Below are 22,281 nucleotides of genomic sequence, written 5' to 3'. Positions count from 1 at the left end.
TTGAAGACAGCAACCGCGTCGCGGACAAGCGTGCAATTTGATGACCGGCGGATCGACGGCGCCCCAGTTACTTTTCTCAAATCTGAAATAGATAGGAGAGTGATTGCGTAGAACTGCTTCGCCGTCAAAGATGCTGTGCTGCTGGCGTTTACCCCTTCGTCGCGTCTCTTCCCAATCGGACGAATTCATCCTGACATTGGGCCGCGCACTGGCTTCGGACCCATCGCAGTTGGAGACAATCTGCGCTCTCTTGAATTGCTGTTGAACACGGAAGCCGTGGCGTTGCAGCGGTCTACCCGAAGGCTCATAATGAACAATCATCTCGACATAAGTCATTGCCGCTTGCGGACCGTCGAGACCGGAAACAGCTTCAACGAGACCACGATGCTTTACTACTTTCCTGATGGAACCTACGCCATCGCCAGAACTGACTATGAAAAGCCCTATGACAATCCCGTTTCTGTTAAAAGCGGCGATGTGGTTCGGCCCGCCGCCGATGGTACGATGGAAACTGACTATCTGGGTTGGACATGGTGCACGGGACCCGATGGCCGGGTCGGATGGGTACCCGACAGTTGGTGTGAGGTCATGGAAGCGGGATGGCAATTGCGCAGAGACTTTTCTGCTTTGGAATTTACCATACGCAAGGGCGATCGCCTACGTTTGATCTTGAGCGAGAGCGGGTTCCTTTTTGCAGAGAATGAAAGCGGCGACCGGGCATGGATACCTGATGCTGTCATGGAGTCGGAGGATAGGGGAGCGCTTTAATATGTTACCACTCCGCCGCAAGTCGTTCCGGTACGCCACCACGTGCGGCTCGTATCACGGCGTTCGCCCTGTATCGACTTTTCTTGATGCTTTTCCAAGCTGTTGAGGTGAGGAGCTGAATCCAGCGTTAAAGCCCTTTGTCAGCATATGCCACCATCACTCCCTTACGATTTCCATCACCTGTGGACCTCCTGGTTATCAAGTGTCCGAGTCGCCTGAAGAAGTCGTTGGAAATACGACCGTTGTCGTATTTATCCGCGTGATGGCTTTGCTATTTTTCAAGCAGGGGGATTGGAAAATGAACCAATTGAATATCGAGAGATTGCTTGACGAGGGTAAGATCAAAGAGCCGTTCAGCGCACGGTCTCTTCAAGGTTCGATGCCGGAATTTACCAGAGAAGAGATCGGCGCCTTCCTACGCAGGAACTCAAGTGACCAACGCCGCCGCTTTATAAAAGTACTCCGGGGCTGGTATCGTTGTAACCGGTAGTCCCGTTCTAACGCTCAGTCTAATTATCTCGGTGACGACGGGCTTGCAATATGAACATATTGTCAGGAGACCGCAGAAAGAAGAAGCGTACGTTCCGGCAAGACGGACGATCGATTTCGAAACTCCGCAGAATTATGACGGGCAACGCCAAGCGCTTTTTATTTCTCTACAACCTCATTTAATAACGGGGGAATTCGATTTAGCCACCAGCGAAGGCAGTTCGCACAAATGCGGCAATCAATGGAAGGGCGCGAGGGACAGTGCGGTGATGGGACCAATGATCTGAAAATAGGAAAGTACAAGAGTTAAGAGTTCGCTCGTTTTAGGGATGGCATCATCGTCTGTCACTCCCAGATAGAACGCGCAGATTACGGCAAAAAGCCCAGGCCATCGCAATACGTCCAGTTTGATTTGTTTCCAGAAATAAAGGTTGCCATGACTTGAAACGCGACGCTGATTATAATCCAGTTGCTTTTCCAGCATCCCGACCCTGAAGTCTTGCGCTGAAAAACAGCGAATAAGCTCTTTCAGTTCGTGCGCACGCCCAATATCAGCTGTCACAGTTGCCGAACCTGAATACAGCCGACGTCCGGATCGCCGCTCTTGTTTTGCTGTGCTGCGATTTAAGACAAAGAAGGCACAAGCAATGCAGCCCATGGCAAGTCACTGCAATCACCATCTACTGGACATCCTGCATCTCGGTCATGCGGTCGCAGAGTGGGCTTGCCCAGAAAAATGAAAAGAATGGATCAGGACATCAAGCGCGTTTTTTGCCCGTAACGCGCCAGCAATTCGACTGCTTTTTTATCAAATGAGACGAACGTTTCGCCGCCGAGCCAATTACCTTCATAGGCAATGATGCCGTCCGCGAAGTCGCCGCCAGCTTCGAGAATTTCTAGTCCGGCCTCGACGGCGGGGCGATTCATCACGACATTACCAGCATCCAGCAAATCCCGGACCGTCTGCGCTACGTCTTCCTTTGGCAGCTTCGCACCCCGGCGTAATATCCAAACCAGCTCACACAAACATGGCAGCGGCACCGCGATCAGTGAGGCCTCTTTGAGTAACTTGCTGGCCGCCTTGCCTTGCTTCGGATCATCCTGTAGAACTGCTCGGACCAGTACGTTGGTATCAACAGCTATTTTCATTTATCACTCGCCCAACCAGAGGCGGCAATCTCTGCCATTTCTTCCAGCGTCAGCGGCCTTTTGATTTTGCCCGCATGCCGACCTATGAAATTCTCAATCGTACCGGTCGGCCGCGCCGCCTTTACGCGAAGCTCACCGCCCGGCATTTTATCGAACTCGATACGTTCGCCCGGCTTGACGCCGAGATGTTGCAGCAGATCCCGCTTTAGCGTGACCTGCCCTTTTTCTGAGACAGAAAGTGAAGTCATAGGAACCGCCTTTTGTTGAACAAACTATATAGTAAAGGAAATTTCACTTACTGTATAGGTCTGTCGGGCGACTTGGGCAAAGTCATAATTTTGGATGGCAATTAAATGGATTAGAGCAGATTTTTAGGAGAGCTTGATTTCATATCTGATCAATTTGCGACGTCGGCTCAGGAATTCGCAATTCTGCGTGAGCTATGAACTTACTGGACGGCCTACAAGAATGTTATCCAAAGGGCGTTGGTCTTGGAGGGCCAGCGATTAGGTTCTTCAACGAGACCAAGAAACTAAGCATTAATCGCATTGTTGGGGTAGTCTGGGCTCTTTCAGAGAGAACTCATTCTTCACGCATACATACCAGCTCGTTGTCGAGGATGAGGTCAAGAAGCCCCCACTGACACGGGCCACATCTAAACTGAATGGCCACTATAAGATTTAAGTGAAGAACTTTTTGCAAAGCTACGAAATCGAGCTGGTCAAGGCGTTGAGGGAGTGACACGCCTACATTATTAACCAGTCCAGTCACGTCGTTTTCAGCTATTAATTCGTCCAGCAATTCATTGGTCGCAGCAGACTAGCAGTACCCATAATCATAGCTGTGCCAACTCTGAGCGGGCAAGAAAATAGTGACACTCAGCTCATATATCGCGAGAATGTTTCAGGAGTATGCTGCGCTGGCATTGCTTAGCAATGAGCAACAATCGGGTCGCATATTGGTCTCCGGAACAGATCTAAGGCTGTCTGATTAGTCATATTAGAGAGGCTGTTCCATAATACGGATTATGCAATCGATGTGTATAACAGGGGTGGGTTCTAGTTTGAAGTGCGACTTGCAAATGATAACAATGAGTTATGCAATGCAAGGAACCCGTCATGAACCGCACCTATTCGCATATTGATCTGGATGAACGTCGCAGAATAGCACGCTGGCGCACTGCAAAGCTTTCCGTTGACGTTATTGCTGAGAAGCTTGGAAGGCATCGCTCGACGATTTTTCGTGAACTGAAACGCAATCAGTTTAACGATGATGAGATTAAGGATTTAAACGGCTATTACTGTACGATTGCTGACCAGAAATGCCGCGAGCGGCGTTCGAAGCAACGCAAGCTCATCCGGTGGGTTCTAGTTTGAAGTGCGACTTGCAAATGATAACAATGAGTTATCCAATGCAAGGAACTCGTCATGAACCGTACCTATTCGCATATTGATCTGGATGAACGTCGAAGAATAGCGCGCTGGCGCACTGCAAAGCTTTGCGTTGATGTTATTGCTGAGAAGCTTGGAAGGCACCGCTCGACCATTTTTCGTGAACTGAAACGCGATCAGTTCAACGATGATGAGATCAAGGATTTAAACGGCTATTATTGTACGATTGCTGATCAGAAATGCCGTGAGCGTTGCTCGAAGCAACGAAAACTTATTCGTTATGATCAGCTCCGGCAGTCCGTGATCCAGCACATCAGCGATGGGTGGTCACCGCAACAGATTGCCGGGAGAATGCGGTTGGAGCGGCATCCCGTTTCTGTCAGTCATGAAACGATCTATCAGTTTGTGTATTCCACCGACGGTCGCCAAGAAGGGCTTTGGAAATATCTGCCGGAACGTCGCGCCAAACGACGCCCACGTCATGTCCGGCGTCATCATGGGCGCCGCTTTCCCCCAGAACTGAGCATCCTTTATCGTCCGGACATGGTTGCCAGGCGCAAGCAGTTCGGACACTGGGAATGCGACCTCATCCAGTTTCGCAAGAGGTTCGGCAAGGCCAATGTGACGTCTCTGGTCGAACGGGTGAGCCGCTTTACTGTGTTGCTACGTAACAATGATCGTCAGTCACGGCCGGTGATGGATGGCGTGATTAGGGTACTCCAACCCCTGCCCCAAATGGCCCGCCGATCAATCACGTTTGATCGTGGCACTGAGTTTACAGAGTGGTCCTATCTGCAGAATGGGATAGGGTCTCAAACATGGTTCTGTGATCCGCAGTCACCCTGGCAGAAAGGCACTGTTGAGAACACCAACAGACGCACAAGACGCTGGCTTCCCCGAGACCTTGATCCGCTCACCCTCAGTGATCAAGACCTCGCATTCATCTGTCATCGCCTCAACAATAAACCGAGCAAATGTTTAGGGTACAAAACACCTGCAGAAGTCTTTCGGCAGAAACTCTTCGCAAACAGACATCGTTTTGCGTAAACTCAAACGGCAAAAGTCGCGCTTCAGCCTGACCTCACAACCCTTCTCCCCTCAAGAGCCCTTGCAACATCCGGCTTCCGGCAAACGGGTATTCGAGATGCAACTCGTCGATCCGGCGCATCAGAGCCAGATCGCCGTCAGACACCGGACGCGGCGAATAATAGACACTGCCACGGCTGAAGCCGAGAAGCTTCGCCTGACGCACGACGGACAGCTTGTGCTCGCGGTCGATCATTTCTTTCCGCTCAGCAATCCCGCCTTGCCGAGCGCTCCGGCTAAAAAATCATTCTCCAGCGTCAGCTCCCCGATCTTGGCGTGCAGCGTCGTGACATCGACGGTTGGCCCCGTCGGTTCCGCCTTCGCTTCATCGCCGAAAACGCCTGTCGCCCCCTCAAGGAGCTGGTCTTTCCATTGCTTGATCTGGTTGGCGTGCACGTCAAACTGTTTGGACAGTTCCACCAGCGTCTGCTCGTCTCGAATGGCGGCGAGCGCCACTTTTGCCTTGAAAGCCGGGCTATGGTTCCGGCGCGGTCGTCTCGTCAGGGTATCTCCTGTTCCCGGCATCTAGGCCGAAGTCAGGCAGAAATTCCACTTATCCCCCTGTTCAAATTTCCCGAGCCAGCTCTCTAATGAGAGAACATACGATTTTGAACTAATCTTGTTGCACCCCCTAACCGGACGGATTCGTTGTAACTGGTTACATTTAGCTATTCCCAACTAAAGTGGGATTGCCTTAAAACGACATCGGTGATTATCGTCGCGTGTTTTCATATAAGAATCGGAGATTTTATATGCGCGTTTTAACAGTAGACGAAATGATGATGGTATCGGGTGGGCATTACACCGACAAAGATGGGAGCACTCATCTGGATACGATAAGCATCAGCCGCGATGGCGGCGGCAATTCCGATAGTTCTGGTGGTGGTCGAGATTTGGGTAAAAAAACCGGTATCGGCACATGGCAAAACGGTACCGTTGAAACCAGACGCATCATGGACGCGAAGACAGGGAAAATCCATTGGGAAGTGTTTGACTCTGGAAAACATATCTTCAACGCTACCGACGAGCGGACCCTAATGGAGAAGCTGACTAACGAGTTCGGTCCGAAATTCGGAGGTTTCAAATCTCGTTGGGGCGAAAGATAAAGTAGACCTGCAGATGGCAAACATTAGCGAACATTTCTCTCTCTGGGGCTGGAAGGGCTCATCGCTCCGACATTTCAAAGCTCCTCAGAGGATCGCCTACAAAATATATTGGGTAACTTTTGTTCTTGGCCTGCTCTTGTTCGCTAATGTTTTGCTGGGTTGGCCTTCACAGCTTTACACCGAGTTCGCGTTTGCTTTCGTCGCATGGTCGGTTTGGGTGGTGATAGCACTGTGGCTTATAACCCGATTAGACGTTTTTGACAGTGTGCCAACAAGTGTCCGGTTCGCAATTTTATTTTGGTCGGCAGTCATGGCAAATGGCGGTGCGAGCTTCCTAAATACGATTGATTTGGGTTTAGGCGAAACCAGCATTTATACTGTCCTTCGTAATGTGTTTACGGAGGAGGCCCTCAAGTTTTCCGGCCTATTGATAATATACAATATATCTCCAGCCGTATTTCGTAGGCCAGCCGGCGCGATTGTTTGCGGCTTTATCGCGGGCATAGGTTTCGCTTTTAATGAAAGCTTTAAGCTGTCATTTTCTATTATAGAAACAGTTGTTAGTGATGGAGATGGGATTTCGCCTCTATTTGACTGGATATTTCGTCGGGGCGTTCTCTATTCGCCTTGGACTCACAGCGCAGCAACGGGTGCTGCGGCACTTTGCTTGTGGGCATTTGCAACGAGAGATAACCGAACTACTGCAAGGACCGTTGTTCTTTGTAGCTGCTTCTTGGCTATATCTTTCTTAATTCACTTCTTAGTAAACTACCTTACTCTCGGCAACGCTACTTATTGGGGTGTCCTTTTCTGGATGGCGCCTGAATTAATATCGTTCGTCTCCTTCTGCTGTCTCATCCTTTGGGCTCTGAGAACCGAGCAGTTTTGGTTCTGCGAGAGCACTAAGCGTTTATCACCATACCTGGAGCCATCAGAAGTTCCAGAACTACTGACGCGCATGTGCAGGGCGGGTAAGCGCGCTTATGTGAAGAGTGTTTACGGTCGACGACGAAAGAAGTTGCTATATAATTTACAGCGTATGCAGATTGCCTATGTGAATGTTCTAACTGATCCTAAGGGAAAGGACACGGAACAAGAATTGGCTGCAATACGTAAAGCTATTATTATGGCTAGGACTTGTGGTCAGGCTTCCGAATAAAGCAGCGAAATCAGGTTAATCGTGAATATGGCACGCAAGGTATCAAAATTCGGTAGAAAGCGTGAGACTGTCGCCTCGATAGTCTCTTCTGCTATTTTGGTAATATTGATATTAGTCACAGTTTTTATTTTCTATACGGATATCTCTTTGCAATCTTTGGTCTTTGATTCGATTAGGCCATCTAAAAGCACAATGAACAGGATTGAGGATGATCCTTTTCTATCTATTCTTGGAACGGCAAGCACATTTTTTATTATATCAATATTTATGATAGGGATACTCATTCTAGTTAATTCGATTTTGACTAAGATTTTGTTGCTTGTATACGATTTTTGCTTCGTTGGGGAAGATGAGTAAGGATAGTCTATTTCGTAATGAATCCGTTACTGCGCAACGTACTTCTTGGCTGGGGAGTCCGAGGTTAATTCAGCCAATTTCAGTGAAGTTGGCTACTTCAGTAGGGCTTGGAGTTATGGGACTTATTCTCGTAATTCTTGTTTTTGGAGAGTATACGCGACGTGTTCGTGTTTACGGTGCTATCGTACCAAGCGCAGGCGTTTTACATGTCTTCACTCCGCAAACGGGACGGCTAGTGCAAGTTCATACCGCTGAGGGCGACACTGTTAAAGCAGGTGATGCGCTATTTTTGATCGCAACGGATACGAAGACTGGATTGGGCGATACCGAGAGCGTGGTCAAAGAGCAGCTGCAGAATCGGCTTGATGAGCTTGCTGAGGCTATTCGGCAACGAGTTTTGCTAGATGAGGTTGAAAAGCGAGCGTTGAGTGAGCGCATCGTGTCGATTACGAACGAGATCGAGCGTGTCGATGCGCAGATCGAACAAACCCAAATTTATATCGATGTTTTGCAACCACGTGCTGCTAAGTATCGCGATCTGGTTGACAAGGGGATTACTCTGGAGCGTAGCTTCGAGGTCGCTGAACAAAGCTACATGCAAAACAGACAAGAACTTGAATCATTACGCAGACAACGAGTTCAGCTTGAAGGTGGGGCTTCAGATATTCGAGCTAAGCTAGATGGGTTTGATGCGGCGGCGGCGATCGCGATGGGTGAAATGCGCCAAAGAATCGCAACTTTGAAAGAGCAACTGGCTCAGGCAGAAGCGCGCAGAGCAATTGTGATCCCAGCCCCTGCAGATGGCGTAGTAGCGGCGGTGATGGCCCATTCAGGCCAGCTTGTTGCAGCGGGCACTCCGCTTGTGTCGATTCTGCCCAGCGGAAAGAAAATGGAAGTTCAACTTCTTGCTGATAGTAAAGCAATTGGATTCATCAGAGAGGGGGCGCCCGTACTGCTGCGCTACACTGCATTTCCTTATCAAAAATTCGGTCAATATAGCGGTAGTGTGACAAAAGTTTCCCGAGTAACGCTGCGACAGGGCGAAGCTAACGCCGATGCGATGGCGGCTCAGATAAAGCAGTCGCAGGCACAGTACCGGATTACAGTGCAGCCGGCTAGTTCAAATGTCATTGCATACGGAAAACCCGAACAGTTGAGGGCCGGCATGAGCGTGGAAGCGGATTTGCTGCTCGATACGCGCCCGCTTTATCAGTGGTTGCTTGAGCCACTTTATAGTCTGCGCGGACGCTCAACCGATCAGACTGCTGATAAACATTTATGACGCACGGGCTGAACTTCTCACTTTCTCTCAAGCGTCAGTTGCCCGTCATTCTGCAAACCGAAGTGGCAGAATGCGGTCTGGCATGCCTGGCAATGGTTGCCAGCTTTCACGGACATGAAACTGACCTTGGCTCTTTGCGTCGTCGGTTCTCGGTTTCGCTGAAAGGATTGTCGCTTTTCGATCTTTCGCGTATTGCAAGCGGCCTTTCGTTTGCGAGCCGCCCTGTGCGCATTGAACTGACTGACCTTTCCAAGCTTCAGACACCGTGCATTCTGCACTGGGAACTGCGCCATTATGTTGTGCTGGAAAAGGTGACGGCCAAAGGCGCGTACATTCATGACCCCGCCCGCGGCCGTCGTACGGTTTCTCATAAGGAATTGTCGGACTGTTTCACGGGCGTTGCGCTTGAGCTTTGGCCAACAGAAGGTTTTGAGCGTAAGGTTGAGAAAGAGCGCATCAGCCTTACCGATATGTTCCGCCGTATCAGCGGACTAAAGCGTGCGTTGTTTCAGATATTCGCTCTTTCGCTCTGTCTGGAGGCAATTGCTCTTCTTGCGCCAATCGGATCGCAGATCATCTTTGATGAGGTGATCGTAGCATCAGATCGAAATCTCCTTACACTCGTCGCTGTCGGACTAGGTGTCCTTGCCTTGCTTCAGCTCGTCTTCGGCCTAGCGCGGACATGGGCCGTCCTCATCATGGGTACCAATCTGAGCTTGCAATGGTCGACGGCCTTGTTCGATCACCTGCTGCGCCTGCCGCTGTCCTATTTTGAGAAACGTCATGTGGGTGATGTGGTCTCGCGCTTCGGATCATTGGGACGCATTCAATCCGCTTTGACGACGGATCTTATCAGCGCTGTGCTTGATGGCATCATGACGATTGGAGCACTCATCATGATGGTGCTGTATGGCGGTTGGCTGACTGCAGTTGCGCTTCTTACCCTTCTGTTGCATCTCGGCATCCGCATTGCCGCCTATCATCCTTATCGTTCTGCCAATGAGGCGGCGATCATTCAGGGTGCAAAAGAGAATTCGCACTTCATCGAGTCCATTCGTGGTTCTGCCAGCATCAAGACGATGGATTTGCATGAACGCCGCCGAGGCACCTGGTTGACTCTGTTGGTCAATTCCATGAATGCGGGTTTGCGCATCAAGAAGCTTGATATGCTCTTTGGTATTATGGGTACTTTCCTTGCGACAAGTGATGGCATCATCATGCTGATCCTCGGCACCCGCTCGGTGATGGACGGTGCCATGACGGTCGGCATGCTGATTGCCTTTCTTGCCTATAAGGATCAGCTTGTGGGGCGCGTTGGCGCATTGATAGATCTGGCGATCAGCCTGAAGATGCTCACACTTCATACGGAGCGTATAGCAGATATAGCGCTACATCCGCCAGAAGCTCCTGCATCATTTATTGCCGCTCCTGTTCATTCGCCGGTCGGTCAATCTCTGCCCTTACGGGCCGAGAACGTTCATTATAGCTACGGCGAAGGTTTGCCAAAGGTGCTGAATGGCATCCATATCACAATTGAGCCGGGAGAATGTGTCGCGATAACCGGTGCATCTGGATGTGGCAAAACCACGTTGCTCAAAATCATGGCCGGACTGATCGAGCCGAGCGAAGGCCGGGTTTTGCTTGGCGATAGTGACGTTCAGCAAATGGGATTGGTCAGCTACCGTCGGCAGATTGCCACTGTCCTACAGGATGATCAGCTATTTGCCGGCACAATCGCTGAAAACATCTCCTGCTTTGATCCACATGCTGATCAGGCCTGGATTGCAGAATGCGCGCAGATGGTCGCGTTGCGAGATGAAATCATGGCGATGCCAATGCGTTATGATTCACTCATCGGTGACATGGGAAGTTCACTCTCAGGCGGGCAGAAGCAGAGGCTTTTTCTTGCACGTGCCCTTTACCGGCGACCGAGCATTCTCTTCCTTGACGAAGCAACCAGTGCGCTTGATGAAGCCAATGAAAGCCGCATCAATGCAGCAGTTTCGAGTTTGGAAATCAGCCGCGTTTTGGTTGCTCATCGTCCTTCGACAATCGCGCAGGCGTCACGAAGGATAGAGTTGAAATAGATCCGCATCTCGCATGAGCTCCTAATTCTGGTAGATGGCCAGCAATCTACGAACATTTATCGCCGGCTATATATTCTCCTCCCTACCATTTATTTGAGACGTTTCAGTATAGACGAGACGAAAAAACAAATCCCTTGTTGGGGAGGATATATCGCCTAACCATCGTCGCCTTAGCTAGATATGATTAATTTCGACCGAGGCCACCATTATGAGTTGCATATGGGGATATAAGGTACGATTTATGAATTTAGGACAGGTTTTCAAACCGAGAGCAGTTTTCTGCAGTTTTGATGTTAGGGAATAGTGCGTCATCAAAGCATTAGCTGACCGGATATTACCCGGCTTTGATAGCGAAACAACGAAGCATAATACCCTGTGGCTGGATTCCCTTGATGGAAATCTGGCTGAAGGCACAGCGATATCTACTGTTATTTATCAGAACGGAATTACTACAGTCCTGAAAAACGGCGACAGTTGTTATTCAGCCTGTGCGATCATGTTTATCATGGGAAGAGTACAGGTTGCCGAAATGGGCTGATCTAGTCGTAGATGCATAAAAATTCAAGACTTGGCGTCCATCGCCCGTTCCTTCATTACCAGTCAAGAATTTGGGCGCTGTATCTTGAAAGGATACGAACCTTTGGCCTTGTAGTTTATGCGGAAGTCAAAGCGTTTAGAAACAGTCACTTAGCTAGTCGTTGTAGCACCGGTAATATTTCCGCTCGGGCAGCGTTTCAAAATCCACAGCCGGGCGCTGTTTGCCGCCCAACTTCACCCAACTACGTTGCCGGTTCCGCACTGAAGTCAATTGCAATCCCATGAGATGCGCGACCGCCATGGGAGAAAGCCCCTGGTCGAACAGGCGGTAGCAAATCTCTTCGCCCCTTAGGGTCAGCCGGCCATCATCATATTGGTTCGAAGGATGACGCGGGTCGGTCTCTCCACTCCCGATAATCGCAGCCTGCATCTGCTTGTTTAGGTCACCAATCTGCTGCTGTCTCGCCTTCCACTGCTTCGCGATCTTCCGGCGCAGTAGCTTGATCTCGTTTAAATAGACCCGTTCGGCGCTACGGAACTGAAGCCGGTCGAAGCTGATCGTGCCGATATAATGGTGTGTCCTCTGTCTCTCGCCCAACAGCTTCAGGAAATGCTGTAGACGCTCTACTGCTTCGTAATCATAACGGGCGAAATTCTCAGGCAGGTATCTCCACGATCGGCGAACGGACCGTTCGGACGTGATGTCGGCAACAAGCTCATGGACATCATGCCCGACTCTATTGCGGTAGTCGATCAGCCGCCGGATCTCCGTTTTTTCATCGGCCGACAATGCGCCGTCGGCTTCAAGTGCATCGAGGCACTTACCTACCGGATTCTTTGTCCCCTGCGGCACGCGTTCTGCACGACCTGTATGTGCCATAAAGCCATCGGTACGCTGTATCAGTGACAGCACCCTGACCTTGAGTTGCTCGGCATAGAATAGCACCAGCACCATCTGGGCCGAGCGCAGCTTGAGGATATTCTGTTCCAGCGCGGGCAGGCGAGAACCTAGAGGATCGAGATAGCTGGGCTCGTGCATAGCTCAGCTCATGTGACGGCGCAGACGCATGAGAATACGGGTCGTCTCCGCCCTAAGATATAGATCATCCTCCAGTGTGATGAATCTCGCGTGCATAGTGGCAATGCGAACCGGGAACAGTCGTTGAAGGGATTCCCGAATGTCTTCTTTCCGGCCGAATACCGTTTTGAAGACCGCTTCCCAGTTGTCATTACGCTCGATGATGCCTTTGTAATCGGTAAAATCGGCGTAGTCGATCAGCGGGAAGTCGTCCCCGCCTTGCTGCATGTCCTTCTGTTTTTTGTCCCTCCACTTATCGAGAAGATCTGCAGGCAGTTGGCGTTTCATCCAGTCAGCGCCGAAATGCTTCGTCATTACCGCGACGATGAAAGCACGGATCTCGCGCTCGAACCGTAGCAAGGTTTCATAGGCTCGCGAGTTGAGTTTGACGCCGGCATGGTCTTCAGTGACACTATCCGCTTCGGTATCGTCCTTGACGGCGAGGCCTGCGATCTGGACCGTCTCCTGATAGGCTTCGACGCTGAAATGGGTAAGGTTCGTGTCGAAGCCCTGAGCATTATAAAGCTTAAAGCGGGCGACCGGATCAATCAGCGCCGGCACATCGAACGTGATGGTATCCCGCCAATCACCCAGTTCGATCCGCAGCGCTGCGGAAATACGCGCACTGAACGAATTCATGGAATTGGCGAGCCCGCCGATAGCCTGCAGATCGACAAAAGCGCGCGCCGAAAGCGCGTATTGCTGCATATCCAGCCACGGCGTCTTCATGGCCTCCATGCGTGCTGTCAGCGACTCGATGCCGCCCGCCGCTTCGCGGAAGGCCTTCGAGTATCCGGACGGATAGTCCTTAAGCAGTTTCGATATGGCAGTGATTTCCGGAAAGATCAGCCTTTCGTTCAGCGCGCGGATCGATTCTCCCAGTTCAGCTAAACCGCTCAAACGCCCCGCTGCCAGTTCGCCCAACGCATTCTGTTTGCCTATTGCGGCGAGCGCCAACGCGCTTGTGTTGGGAGTTGTCGCCATCTCTGATATCCGGGTCTGAAGATCGTTCAAACCGTGCAGCCGAGCCGCATCGCTTATCGTTTTACCAAGAGAGCCGATACCCGCTAGGTCCTGAAGAGCACGTTGTTGTTCAAGCAGCTTTTTGATTTCGTTCGACATGCAGGATTTCCCGGATTCAAAGGTAGAAAGCCAACTGATCGAGCGTCAGGATCGCTTGGAGCGCCCGGATCTGCGTATAGCTGTCCGCGCCCGCCGCACCATGACCGACCGCGTGGCGCGATGCGGTATCGCCGACAGCATCCGGATCGAAATGATCGAAGGTATGGGCCTTCAGAAAATCGACGAAGCTCGCCGGAAACAGCATTGAATCTCCCGTGCCCGCGCGTTCTTCCGCAGATGCGGTCGCAAAGACAAAAAGCGCTTTGAGCTTCGCTGCGCTCTTTCCGTGTTTGCGCCGATGCGCCGATTGCAGCACTCCTTCTATCTCGGTCAGCAGCGTCTTGAGCACGATGACGGGTTCGCTGCGCTTGAATGCGTCGATCGCCGGCCGCAGGATTTTTTCCTTATCCTGAAATGCGGGCTTCATCATCCAGCGGCTGAAGATCTTCTCGATACGTGCACCATCGAAGGCGGCGAGGATTTTTCCCTCCAGCTCGGTCAGGTCAAATTCCGCATTGGAATAGTTTGCGATCTCCGCGAATTCGCGGCTAATGATTTCTGCGAACGGGAACCAGCCGCTTCTGGCCAGCCGCTGCATGTTCAGCTCGTTCTCGACCATCTCGTAGAGGTGTCGATAATATAGCCGACGGTGCAGCGTGCCCAAGTCGCGTTGTGCGGCTTCGATATTGAGCGGCTGATCCCGATCGAAATCGAAGAACAACCCAAAGCTCCACTTCGTTCGAAACAGGCAGAGTATCCGGTCTTCTTCGGTGATGTCGACTTTCGGGAACCACATCCCTACGACATCCGATATATCACGCTCGAATATCACTGCACCGCCCTGCACTGAACGATTCAGTATGGTTTGCATCGTGATGGCGGCGGTATCCGCCCAAAGCTCTGCTGAGTTATCCGGCTTGATGACCAACAGCAGCGTATCTACCCGGTCCGCCCTGATATTACCCCCATTCTGCTGGACCGCGTGGATCAACACTCTGCTGATGTTATCTGCGATCATATGGAACATGAACTCATCGGACGTGAGCGACATCCTGGTCCAGATTTTCGCGGTGTCTCCCCCTTTGGCGGGCGCAGCAGAAACCCCAGCCAGATTGAGTTCCTTCAACCTGATCGGTTCGCCGACATTGCCGACCAGCATTCCGGCATAGGGTTTTTCATTCACAGCATCCACGCACACATACTCCTTACGGAACGGGCTCTCGCGTCTAACGTGCGAAAAATTATCAGAGGCCCGCAAGTAAAACCAGGACTCTGTCTCCTATTGCACAAGGAACGCCGTTGTTCCTTGCCCCTTTTTCCACCTGTCTCTATCGGCTTTGCCGACGGGCTGGTTCTTTCGTTCTTGCCTTCTCACCGTTAGGTCTCCGCGGTTTCGCCGATCCCTCTTCTATCAATCGCATTTGAGGTCGCGGATCGCCCTAAAGTACGATGCCGGTCCGCTCTTCAATTTGCTTCTTGATAAATCCCTTAGCGAGATCCTGCAATAGGTCGAGCGTGAAGCCTCTTGCAGATAGCGCGCCCTCCTTCGTCTTTTTCCATATTTGCGGATCTCTGACGGTCTCCAAGAAGTCATGCCCTGACCAAGTCAGCCGCGTCGGCAGTATATGATCAAACGCATATTCATCGTCGGGTACGGCATCACCCTCTATCAGCCTAGCTTCGAGAAGCAATCGAAGGTGCTCAGCAACGACTTGCGGCTCATGATCCCCAGCTTCGATTTCGATATCGCCGCCATAGCCCTGGTCGTATTTCTCGATCTGCAAAAGGAGATCTCGCACCAAATCCATGTCGCGCTTCATAGCAATCGTCCGAATGTTGTTGAGAAATGTGACGACTCAATTGATCGACAGCTGCAAGAAATACTACCTTAGATACATGATCAAAATACCTTTAGACAGGCGCGTTTCTGTTGTGCTTGAGCGCGAAGCCGTCGAACTTCGCCTCAGCGAATTGCGTGGGATGCCCTGTCTCGTGCTTCTGGGTGAGCCTGGGATCGGAAAATCGACGGCACTTGAGTACGAGGCAAATCAGGAAGGTGGAGAGCTTCTGACCTGCCGCGAAGCAATGAACGGAATTCCGATCGCTTCTGCCTCAACAGCCTATCTTGACGCACTCGACGAATTTCGCGCCGGAGAAAGCGGTAAGGACAAGCTTATACAACTTGCGAATACGATCACACAGAGCGGCGTTAGGAGGTGGCGGCTTACCTGCCGTGCAGAGGACTGGCGGGAAGCGGCAGATATGCGCGCCATGCGCAGAGCCTCAAACGAGCACCCAATTACGGTCGCGTATCTCCTTCCTTTGGACGACACCGAGGCAGAGATTGTCCTATCAGGCTTGGGAGAGGCTGACCCGGAGCGATTTCTCGCAGATGCACGTGCTTGGGGAGCCGGCGCCTTCCTTGAAAACCCGTTGAGCTTGCAGCTGCTCCACTCGGTTGTGTTATCCGGCGGCGTATGGCCCAGCACGAGATTTGAACTATTCAACCGAGCAATCTACGCACTTGCGCACGAGCATGATCCGGAACGCGTGAACGATCGGCGGGCGCCAGTCGATGATATCGTCGATGCCGCGGGGCGATTATCGTTTTACCTTCTTGCGAGCGGCGCGCGGGCGCTTTGGCGTTCAAATGCGCTAGCTGTTGGATCGCGTGCGAAGGACTTCGTTGTCGTCAAATCGCTTGCGATTGACTCCGAATTGGCGGACTTTGCGCTAGACACAGCAATATTCAGGGGAGAGGGCCAAACTTTTGAACCATCGCACAGAACGATTGCAGAGTTTTTAGCAGGCCGATTTCTCGCTGGACTCGTCACCGGGAAGCCGACGGGCCCTTTATTTCCATTGGCCCGCGCCGTCGCTGTCATCACTGGTAATGATCATAAAGCACCGAGTGAACTTCGAGGCCTTTACGCTTGGTTTACGGCCCACCTGTCGCAAAAGGGCGATGAGAAGGGTGCCTTGAGGCTGATCGAACGGGATGCCGCCACGGTCCTTGCTTATGGCGACACCGCCGCTTTTACCACGAATGGCCGCCGGACGATCCTAGTCAACCTTGACCGCGACGACCCGTTTTTCCTTTCTTCACGAGATGCGATCACGGTTTTCGGAGGCCTCGCCGGCGATGACCTCGTTCCAGATTTCCTTTCCATCCTCGACAGCGAAGTCACAAGCCATCTCCAGCTGACCGTCCTCCAAGCTCTAGCGGATGGGCCGCCATTGGCTGGGATGCAAAATAAACTGTACAAAATCGCCGTGAACCCGGCGCGTCCGCTTTGGCAACGTCAGAGAGCTGCTGAAGCATGGGTCAAGGGAAGTCCGGATCACGCTGCAGCAAGGCGCAGGTTGCTTGCGGAACTGTCGCGAGTGACCAAAAGCTATGATCAGATTTCGCTGAGAGCAGACGTATTGTCGGACATTCCCACGCATGAGTTAACTCACCAGGAGATTTCCGACCTGCTTTCGGACCTCAACGTACTACCGCCGGCTGCCGACGGCGAGAGCGAGGAAAGCGGCAACCTATTTCCTCTTCTCTTAAAGCTAAAGAAGGCACCACGCCCGGATCTGTTTGACCAGCCAATGATCCGGAAAACGAGTGAAGATCGAGGTCTCAAGCTCGAAGTTCGACATTTCATGCAGGCGTCTCTGGCCGACGCGATAAACAATAACCTAGATATCGAAGCAACGCGGCTATGGTCTTGGATCAAAAACACCCGCGACTATGAGTGGGATCGGCTAGAGGAGCCGCTCGCCAAAGCGATAGGCGCCTGGATCGATAACGACAAAGAAAATCGGGAACTCGAGCTTTTTACCGTCCTCTTAGAAAGCAGCCCCATTGAAGAGGGGCCATGGATGGCGACCAATCACTATATCACGATTGCTCGAAGGCTTCCCGACGACACCCTTATAGAGAACCTGCTCGATCTCGCCGGCAGGACGCCACGTGTCCCACGCCGCCGACGATTGTTCGAGGTAGCAGCCTATGCGGTTCGCAGTGAATCTCAATGGCCCAAGTGGGAGGGGCGCATTGTTGCGGCGCTCGAAAAGGAAGGGCACTTTTCGGAGTTCATAGCGGATCTGCGCAAAGATCCGAACGAAAGCTGGAAGGAGAAGGAAGAGCATCGAAAAGCAAAAGAACTCGCTGAAACCGACGCGGCCCGCGCCTACAATATCGCGTCGCTCGAACCCAAGATCAATGCGATCGCATCGGGACGGGAGAGCGAGTTTGGTGCGCTCAAATGGGGGGCAGAACTCTATCGCAACGCGATGATTTCCAAAAAGGAGCCTCCACTTTCCCGGATTGAGCATTTCACCAACGCGCGGATCACTTCCGCAATCGCCGAAGGATTTGTTCAGTTCGCAATCCACACCGATATCAAAGTCGACGCGGTCGATCTCGGCAAAGCTGAAGCGACCAATGGTTCCTACGTCCAAGAGTACGTCGTGGCGGCCGGTATCCACCAGGCGCTCATGGCCGGGCGAGAAGAAGAGATCGGCAATTGTCCTCCGGTAATCGCGATCGTTGCGCTTCGCCAAAACTACTTCAGCGGCGACGAGCAGCCGTCGCTCGCAAGTTGGGGAGTTAAACATCTTACGCATGACATCGCTGTGGGTTCAGACGAGATGCTTCGATATTGGCACGCAGCGCTTGATGCCGGGGACGAGGATCTCGATGGCATCCATCATCTGGCTTCGTCGCACGAACCAGATCTTCTTTCGAACATTCTGAGGCGCCTCTTGTCGGAGCGCCCAAACCTGCCACCTAGAGCATTGATGCAAGCGCTGACGGCCTCGGCGCGAATTTTGTCTCGAGCAGAGATGGCCAATCTCACCGAGGAAGCACTCGCGAAGGAGCTAGACACTCAAAGCATGCGGCTATGGCAGTCAGTGGCCCTGATACTCGACCCAGAAGAATTCGAGAGAACCCACACATCTGAAGAGATCCATGCAGCGTTGCTGGCTCCGGATGGGGATCTTGTGGCCCGATTGCATGAAATCTGCCCGAGGCCTGATCAGCTCGACCGGCTTCGAATCTCAACCATGGCAGCAATCCATCCTTCGGAGGACCGGGATTGGGCACGCCCCGAGGGCCCGAGCGGTATTATCCGAGCGGCGATCAATCGTCTCAGTGCCTCAAGCGATCCCGTGGCGGGAAGTATCTTGAAGTCTCTGATCACCCCATCCGATCCGAGCTGGCGTCCGTTGTTGACGCACGCCGCGGCAGAACACGCACATCTCTTGCGCGACAATCTCTTCATTGCGCCATCTGTGACCGAGCTAAAGGTAGCCCTTGCAGGTGGAGCGCCAGCAAGCCCGACGGACCTTGTGGCGGTTGTGCTCGAAGAAATCGAGAGATACAGGAGCACCTTGAGGACCGGAACCGAAATGCCTTGGAAACGTTACTGGAACACGGATCAAAATGGCGCGCCCGAAAAACCTCAAATCGAGAATGAGGACCGAGACCGCCTCCTCGAACTGTTAAAGTCACGGTTGGAACGATACGGTGTGGCGGCTGCCATGCCCGAAGCCCGCCGCGGAGAGAACACCCGAGCAGACATCTTGCTCCTCTCCCATGCCGGACGGAATTTGCCGATCGAGGCAAAGCGCCATTTCAATTCAGAACTTTGGACTGCGCCGGAAGAACAGCTCGCTGGCTACGCCGCCGATGAAGGGGCCTTCGGCTATGGCATCTATCTCGTGTTTTGGTTTGGAACCGAGTATCGTGTGCCCACACGGCGCGACGGCAGCTCTCCCCCTGCCAGCGCGGTAGAATTGGAGGCGATGCTGCGGGCCGACCTCCCCTCGTCGTTGGCAGAGAAGATATTGGTCATTGTCTTGGACGTTTCGCGTCCGGAGACGGTGAGCAAGCCAAAATCCTCCAGGAAAAAATCGATCAAGTCGAAACCTTTACTCTCCGGCACAAAGAAATCAGATCAACGGTAAGTTCATCAATTGGGAAAAAGCCAATGGGTAATCCGCTTCATTTCAGCCTTGAGGTGCCGAGAAGGGCGCATCAGCTTCTTCAGGATCTCTACGAGCAGTTGGGCGATTCAGATGGGACGCGCCTTCCACTGAAGGCGACCTTTCTGTTATCAGTCTCCATGCCGATCGTCATCCTTCCGATCGAGCGAATTCTAAAATATCGGCGTGGTGCGAACTCCGGTCATATGAATGATGCTGTTCTCAACCCGAAACTGGCTGATGCAGTAGACCATGCCATAGATCTCCAAGCTGCTATCCATCTGGCAGACTTTTTCACCGGTCCGTGGCAGTTTGCCTCGTTGGACAAGGGAGGAGGATTCCCAAATCTCGCGGTCGACGGCTTGCCTGAGGCCATCGCTGCTCAACTTGACGCGCCGACGGCAATCGAAGACGCTAGAAACCTATCGGCAAACCGTTTCTGCAAGATTCTTCGCAACGCTTTGGCGCATGGCGGGATATTGTATTTGGACGAATATGGAAGATCGTCGTCTGCGGCGCCTGTGCGGCGCTTCGCTTTTGTCAGCACCGACAATCCCAGTATTCCGACCAAGTTATTCTTCCTCAGGATTGGGATGGCCGACTATCGAGCATTCCTGCAAAAGTGGGTGGAATGGCTGAAGACCGAAGCGATCAATGAGATCCTCGCAGAGGATGTTGGTGTCGATGCGACCGAGACATCCGTCGCGATCATCCCAGAGGAGGATCTACCAATTGAAAAGCGGGCCAAAGGCTGACAAGGTCAGCCCTTGTCATTGTTGTGGGAGTGCAGGACCTCATGACGACATGAAAGGGGTGACGAAGCGCTACCATATGCTACGCTGGCGGTCGAAAAGGGTTCAGAGCTGAACCGAGATCGGGTTTCGCGACACGATATCACTTTTGAAGACGACGTCGCGACCGCCGATGCAGCAGCAGAGAACTAGGGTTTCCAGCTCCTGACGGCTTGCTCTCCGCTGACGATGGCACCGAGTACATCGAGATTGCTAATCCGGTATGTGTTGTTCTCAGCGTGACGCCGTACCTCTTCAATGTATCCGCCTAAGCGTTCCGCGATCTCTTCGGCATCCCGCTGCGCCCACCATCGACTTAAAACCGCTGCGGTCTGCCAGACTTCACCTTGCGCCGTGTCAACAATGATCTTCGCCATAAGACGCACTCCATCGTCCAGCGATGCGAGCAGCACACGCTGAGATGAGTTCGGCTTTTCGGTCAAACGGCGGACGAAATCGCTGATGTGGGTAACGTCCCATGCGGCGTTCATCACGCCTCGAATCGCTTTATCCCGATCGGAGCTATGGATGTTTTTCAAAAAGCCTTTTTTGGGCGGAGAATTTGGTGCGAAGTATACGGCAGCGAAGATTGCCGCTGGACCGCCGACGATGAAGTCCTTGTACATCCAATCCAAAAGGCTCATCATCTTGTCGCGGCTCTTCGACTTCGACAGCTCCAATTCGGCGACCTTGAGAAGAATTGTGTAGTTGCGCCGCCAACGGTTTAGCGGGGCGGCAAGATTTTGCGCCTCCAACTGCTTAGGTTCCGGCACATTCTTGAGGCGGGAAGATACACCAAGCGCTAAATCAAGCCACTCGCGCGCCGATGTGTTGTCAGCGGCACGGAACCAAGCCAGTTCATCGATTGCAGCACTGTTGCCTTTGTTCGGAGCAAGTTCATGGAAGGAGATTGACGGCTCAAACTGAATATCGAGGTAGAGAGCGAAAGCCATTAGCGAAGCCACCGTTGTGACGTGGGGGTCAATCGAGCCGTCTTTGGCTAACCGCGCTACTCTGGATACGATGTTCCGATCCGGAAGAATGAGATATTTAGCACCAAGCGCGTTGTCTTGGAGAAACGTAACCGGGTCGTACAGTTCGTCTCGGTCAGGGTGGTATGCTGAAACGATCAGATCCTGTTGTTTGAGGAACTGAGAGACCTGTATGAGCTCGTCCAATGGATACGAGTGTTCGAGAATGATGGCGGAAAAATTCTCATAGCTCATTTTACAGCCCCTTGGATTTGACCGAAGACGATCAAGGTTCCAGTCATTTCGAAGATCAGGCTCCTATTCTGCTGGGTTATCATCGCGACCATCCTGTTCCTCGAACTCGATTTCATAATGTAACGTCAAGGGATATGCGTAATTGGCCCAACCGCAGATAATCTGACATTTGGCGTTGGAACTATGAAAAGGACTTCATAGCGACCGTCCACTATTTTATTCGGCCCATACATATCATCGGCAAACGGCAGGACTCTCAATAGGTGCCGAAGAACGTCAACGCTCGTTGATCTGGCTACGAGGTAGATACCGCTGTCGTCATCATTACTCATTGTTGCCCCGCTATTTACACGACTTGGGGAATAAGCTGATTCAACTCTTCGGCGCGCGCGGCAAATTCATCGGATAGCGCGTTTGTCTCGGCAATCGTCCACTCGTCACCATGGCGGAATAGCCGTTGGTCGCCATTCGGTGCTGTGCCGGGATTCGCATGCATGAGCGCGTTACGTCGTTCGGTCAGCTTATCAAAGCGCGAGGCGACTGGCTCCACCTGTTGCCTTATCGAGATGTCTTTAATACCGGCTGCAAACCTGTTGAGGTCTTTCGCGATTGTGCAGGCGGTCTTTTTTCGAGGACCGTCAGGTAATTTGGAGATGCGCTTGAGTTGTGACCGT

18 protein-coding genes and 2 pseudogenes are annotated in these 22,281 nt (G+C 52.2%); 10 read left to right on the top strand and 10 right to left on the bottom strand.

Going from position 1 to position 22,281, the window contains the following annotated elements; all coding sequences use genetic code 11:
• Positions 1 to 309: 309 nt before the first annotated feature.
• Complete coding sequence (locus ABWV94_RS20280) at positions 310 to 768, top strand: SH3 domain-containing protein (RefSeq protein ID WP_162761796.1); 459 nt, start codon at positions 310 to 312, stop codon at positions 766 to 768.
• 202 nt (positions 769 to 970) lie between these two features.
• Positions 971 to 1,258, top strand: a complete 288-nt coding sequence (locus ABWV94_RS20275) for a hypothetical protein (protein WP_353415159.1) — start codon at positions 971 to 973, stop codon at positions 1,256 to 1,258.
• A 237-nt stretch (positions 1,259 to 1,495) separates the two neighbouring features.
• Here ABWV94_RS20275 and ABWV94_RS20270 read toward each other — a convergent pair whose 3' ends face one another.
• The 3 genes from ABWV94_RS20270 to ABWV94_RS20260 all read right to left on the bottom strand — a co-directional run bounded on the left by ABWV94_RS20270 (position 1,496) and on the right by ABWV94_RS20260 (position 2,654).
• On the bottom strand, positions 1,496 to 1,915 hold the full coding sequence (locus ABWV94_RS20270; protein WP_113500092.1) for a hypothetical protein: 420 nt from the start codon (positions 1,913 to 1,915) through the stop codon (positions 1,496 to 1,498).
• 92 nt (positions 1,916 to 2,007) lie between these two features.
• Entirely contained in the window at positions 2,008 to 2,406 is a 399-nt protein-coding gene (locus tag ABWV94_RS20265) for a type II toxin-antitoxin system VapC family toxin (RefSeq protein ID WP_113500094.1), read from the bottom strand.
• A complete protein-coding gene (locus ABWV94_RS20260) occupies positions 2,403 to 2,654 on the bottom strand; it encodes an AbrB/MazE/SpoVT family DNA-binding domain-containing protein (RefSeq protein ID WP_113500096.1) in 252 nt (83 codons plus the stop codon). Before ABWV94_RS20260 ends, ABWV94_RS20265 begins: the two co-directional genes overlap by 4 nt.
• A gap of 870 nt (positions 2,655 to 3,524) precedes the next feature.
• Between ABWV94_RS20260 and ABWV94_RS20255 the strand changes: the two are divergent.
• Together ABWV94_RS20255 and ABWV94_RS20250 are read left to right on the top strand one after the other, a co-directional pair.
• A pseudogene (locus ABWV94_RS20255) lies at positions 3,525 to 3,770 on the top strand (helix-turn-helix domain-containing protein); the annotation flags it as partial.
• Between the two features lie 63 nt (positions 3,771 to 3,833).
• Entirely contained in the window at positions 3,834 to 4,844 is a 1,011-nt protein-coding gene (locus ABWV94_RS20250) for an IS30 family transposase (RefSeq protein ID WP_353415158.1), read from the top strand.
• A 40-nt stretch (positions 4,845 to 4,884) separates the two neighbouring features.
• Here ABWV94_RS20250 and ABWV94_RS20245 read toward each other — a convergent pair.
• A pseudogene (locus ABWV94_RS20245) lies at positions 4,885 to 5,408 on the bottom strand (transposase family protein); the annotation flags it as partial.
• 227 nt (positions 5,409 to 5,635) lie between these two features.
• Between ABWV94_RS20245 and ABWV94_RS20240 the strand changes: the two are divergent.
• The 4 genes from ABWV94_RS20240 to ABWV94_RS20225 all read left to right on the top strand — a co-directional run bounded on the left by ABWV94_RS20240 (position 5,636) and on the right by ABWV94_RS20225 (position 10,874).
• On the top strand, positions 5,636 to 5,989 hold the full coding sequence (locus tag ABWV94_RS20240; RefSeq protein WP_353415157.1) for a hypothetical protein: 354 nt from the start codon (positions 5,636 to 5,638) through the stop codon (positions 5,987 to 5,989).
• Between the two features lie 13 nt (positions 5,990 to 6,002).
• On the top strand, positions 6,003 to 7,148 hold the full coding sequence (locus ABWV94_RS20235; protein WP_353415156.1) for a PrsW family glutamic-type intramembrane protease: 1,146 nt from the start codon (positions 6,003 to 6,005) through the stop codon (positions 7,146 to 7,148).
• A 472-nt stretch (positions 7,149 to 7,620) separates the two neighbouring features.
• Positions 7,621 to 8,787 (top strand): HlyD family secretion protein, encoded by a 1,167-nt coding sequence (locus ABWV94_RS20230; RefSeq protein ID WP_353415155.1) that lies wholly within the window; start codon positions 7,621 to 7,623, stop codon positions 8,785 to 8,787.
• Positions 8,784 to 10,874, top strand: coding sequence for a peptidase domain-containing ABC transporter (locus ABWV94_RS20225; protein ID WP_353415154.1), 2,091 nt, complete (start codon positions 8,784 to 8,786; stop codon positions 10,872 to 10,874). The genes ABWV94_RS20230 and ABWV94_RS20225 overlap by 4 nt, the downstream gene beginning before the upstream one ends.
• Before the next feature lie 691 nt (positions 10,875 to 11,565).
• On the opposite strand, the gene ABWV94_RS20220 is transcribed toward ABWV94_RS20225, so the two are convergent.
• From ABWV94_RS20220 to ABWV94_RS20205, 4 genes are all read right to left on the bottom strand, one after another.
• Positions 11,566 to 12,450, bottom strand: coding sequence for a hypothetical protein (locus ABWV94_RS20220; protein WP_353415153.1), 885 nt, complete (start codon positions 12,448 to 12,450; stop codon positions 11,566 to 11,568).
• Positions 12,451 to 12,453: 3 nt separating this feature from the next.
• Positions 12,454 to 13,611 (bottom strand): hypothetical protein, encoded by a 1,158-nt coding sequence (locus tag ABWV94_RS20215; protein ID WP_353415152.1) that lies wholly within the window; start codon positions 13,609 to 13,611, stop codon positions 12,454 to 12,456.
• 16 nt (positions 13,612 to 13,627) lie between these two features.
• The gene (locus ABWV94_RS20210; protein WP_353415151.1) at positions 13,628 to 14,803 is read right to left on the bottom strand and encodes a hypothetical protein; all 1,176 of its coding nucleotides are present in this window, start codon (positions 14,801 to 14,803) and stop codon (positions 13,628 to 13,630) included.
• 247 nt (positions 14,804 to 15,050) lie between these two features.
• Positions 15,051 to 15,431: a DUF2513 domain-containing protein gene (locus ABWV94_RS20205; RefSeq protein WP_353415150.1), complete on the bottom strand. Its 381-nt coding sequence runs from the start codon at positions 15,429 to 15,431 to the stop codon at positions 15,051 to 15,053.
• A 13-nt stretch (positions 15,432 to 15,444) separates the two neighbouring features.
• Between ABWV94_RS20205 and ABWV94_RS20200 the strand changes: the two genes are divergently transcribed.
• Both ABWV94_RS20200 and ABWV94_RS20195 read left to right on the top strand, forming a co-directional pair.
• Positions 15,445 to 19,572 (top strand): NACHT domain-containing protein, encoded by a 4,128-nt coding sequence (locus ABWV94_RS20200; RefSeq protein WP_353415149.1) that lies wholly within the window; start codon positions 15,445 to 15,447, stop codon positions 19,570 to 19,572.
• A gap of 23 nt (positions 19,573 to 19,595) precedes the next feature.
• Entirely contained in the window at positions 19,596 to 20,345 is a 750-nt protein-coding gene (locus ABWV94_RS20195; RefSeq protein ID WP_353415148.1) for a HEPN family nuclease, read from the top strand.
• A gap of 185 nt (positions 20,346 to 20,530) precedes the next feature.
• Here the strand turns inward: ABWV94_RS20195 and ABWV94_RS20190 are convergent, their stop codons facing one another.
• Both ABWV94_RS20190 and ABWV94_RS20185 read right to left on the bottom strand, forming a co-directional pair.
• Positions 20,531 to 21,607: a hypothetical protein gene (locus ABWV94_RS20190; protein ID WP_353415147.1), complete on the bottom strand. Its 1,077-nt coding sequence runs from the start codon at positions 21,605 to 21,607 to the stop codon at positions 20,531 to 20,533.
• 346 nt (positions 21,608 to 21,953) lie between these two features.
• The gene (locus ABWV94_RS20185; protein ID WP_353415146.1) at positions 21,954 to 22,157 is read right to left on the bottom strand and encodes a hypothetical protein; all 204 of its coding nucleotides are present in this window, start codon (positions 22,155 to 22,157) and stop codon (positions 21,954 to 21,956) included.
• Positions 22,158 to 22,281 lie beyond the last annotated feature (124 nt).

Source organism: Brucella sp. NBRC 12953 (assembly GCF_040369775.1).
GTDB lineage: Bacteria > Pseudomonadota > Alphaproteobacteria > Rhizobiales > Rhizobiaceae > Brucella > Brucella pseudogrignonensis.
The sequence above is the reverse complement of the archived record's forward strand: the minus strand, read 5'-3'. Positions and strand labels throughout refer to the sequence as shown.

What these genes read in the sequence shown, in the direction of transcription:
- ABWV94_RS20280 (WP_162761796.1), top strand. Translation starts at nt 310, where the DNA reads ATGAACAATCATCTCGACATAAGTCATTGCCGCTTGCGGACCGTCGAG.
- ABWV94_RS20270 (WP_113500092.1), bottom strand. Translation starts at nt 1,915, where the DNA reads ATGGGCTGCATTGCTTGTGCCTTCTTTGTCTTAAATCGCAGCACAGCA.
- ABWV94_RS20265 (WP_113500094.1), bottom strand. Translation starts at nt 2,406, where the DNA reads ATGAAAATAGCTGTTGATACCAACGTACTGGTCCGAGCAGTTCTACAG.
- ABWV94_RS20260 (WP_113500096.1), bottom strand. Translation starts at nt 2,654, where the DNA reads ATGACTTCACTTTCTGTCTCAGAAAAAGGGCAGGTCACGCTAAAGCGG.
- ABWV94_RS20250 (WP_353415158.1), top strand. Translation starts at nt 3,834, where the DNA reads ATGAACCGTACCTATTCGCATATTGATCTGGATGAACGTCGAAGAATA.
- ABWV94_RS20240 (WP_353415157.1), top strand. Translation starts at nt 5,636, where the DNA reads ATGCGCGTTTTAACAGTAGACGAAATGATGATGGTATCGGGTGGGCAT.
- ABWV94_RS20235 (WP_353415156.1), top strand. Translation starts at nt 6,003, where the DNA reads ATGGCAAACATTAGCGAACATTTCTCTCTCTGGGGCTGGAAGGGCTCA.
- ABWV94_RS20230 (WP_353415155.1), top strand. Translation starts at nt 7,621, where the DNA reads ATGGGACTTATTCTCGTAATTCTTGTTTTTGGAGAGTATACGCGACGT.
- ABWV94_RS20225 (WP_353415154.1), top strand. Translation starts at nt 8,784, where the DNA reads ATGACGCACGGGCTGAACTTCTCACTTTCTCTCAAGCGTCAGTTGCCC.
- ABWV94_RS20220 (WP_353415153.1), bottom strand. Translation starts at nt 12,450, where the DNA reads ATGCACGAGCCCAGCTATCTCGATCCTCTAGGTTCTCGCCTGCCCGCG.
- ABWV94_RS20215 (WP_353415152.1), bottom strand. Translation starts at nt 13,611, where the DNA reads ATGTCGAACGAAATCAAAAAGCTGCTTGAACAACAACGTGCTCTTCAG.
- ABWV94_RS20205 (WP_353415150.1), bottom strand. Translation starts at nt 15,431, where the DNA reads ATGAAGCGCGACATGGATTTGGTGCGAGATCTCCTTTTGCAGATCGAG.
- ABWV94_RS20200 (WP_353415149.1), top strand. Translation starts at nt 15,445, where the DNA reads ATGTTGTTGAGAAATGTGACGACTCAATTGATCGACAGCTGCAAGAAA.
- ABWV94_RS20195 (WP_353415148.1), top strand. Translation starts at nt 19,596, where the DNA reads ATGGGTAATCCGCTTCATTTCAGCCTTGAGGTGCCGAGAAGGGCGCAT.
- ABWV94_RS20190 (WP_353415147.1), bottom strand. Translation starts at nt 21,607, where the DNA reads ATGAGCTATGAGAATTTTTCCGCCATCATTCTCGAACACTCGTATCCA.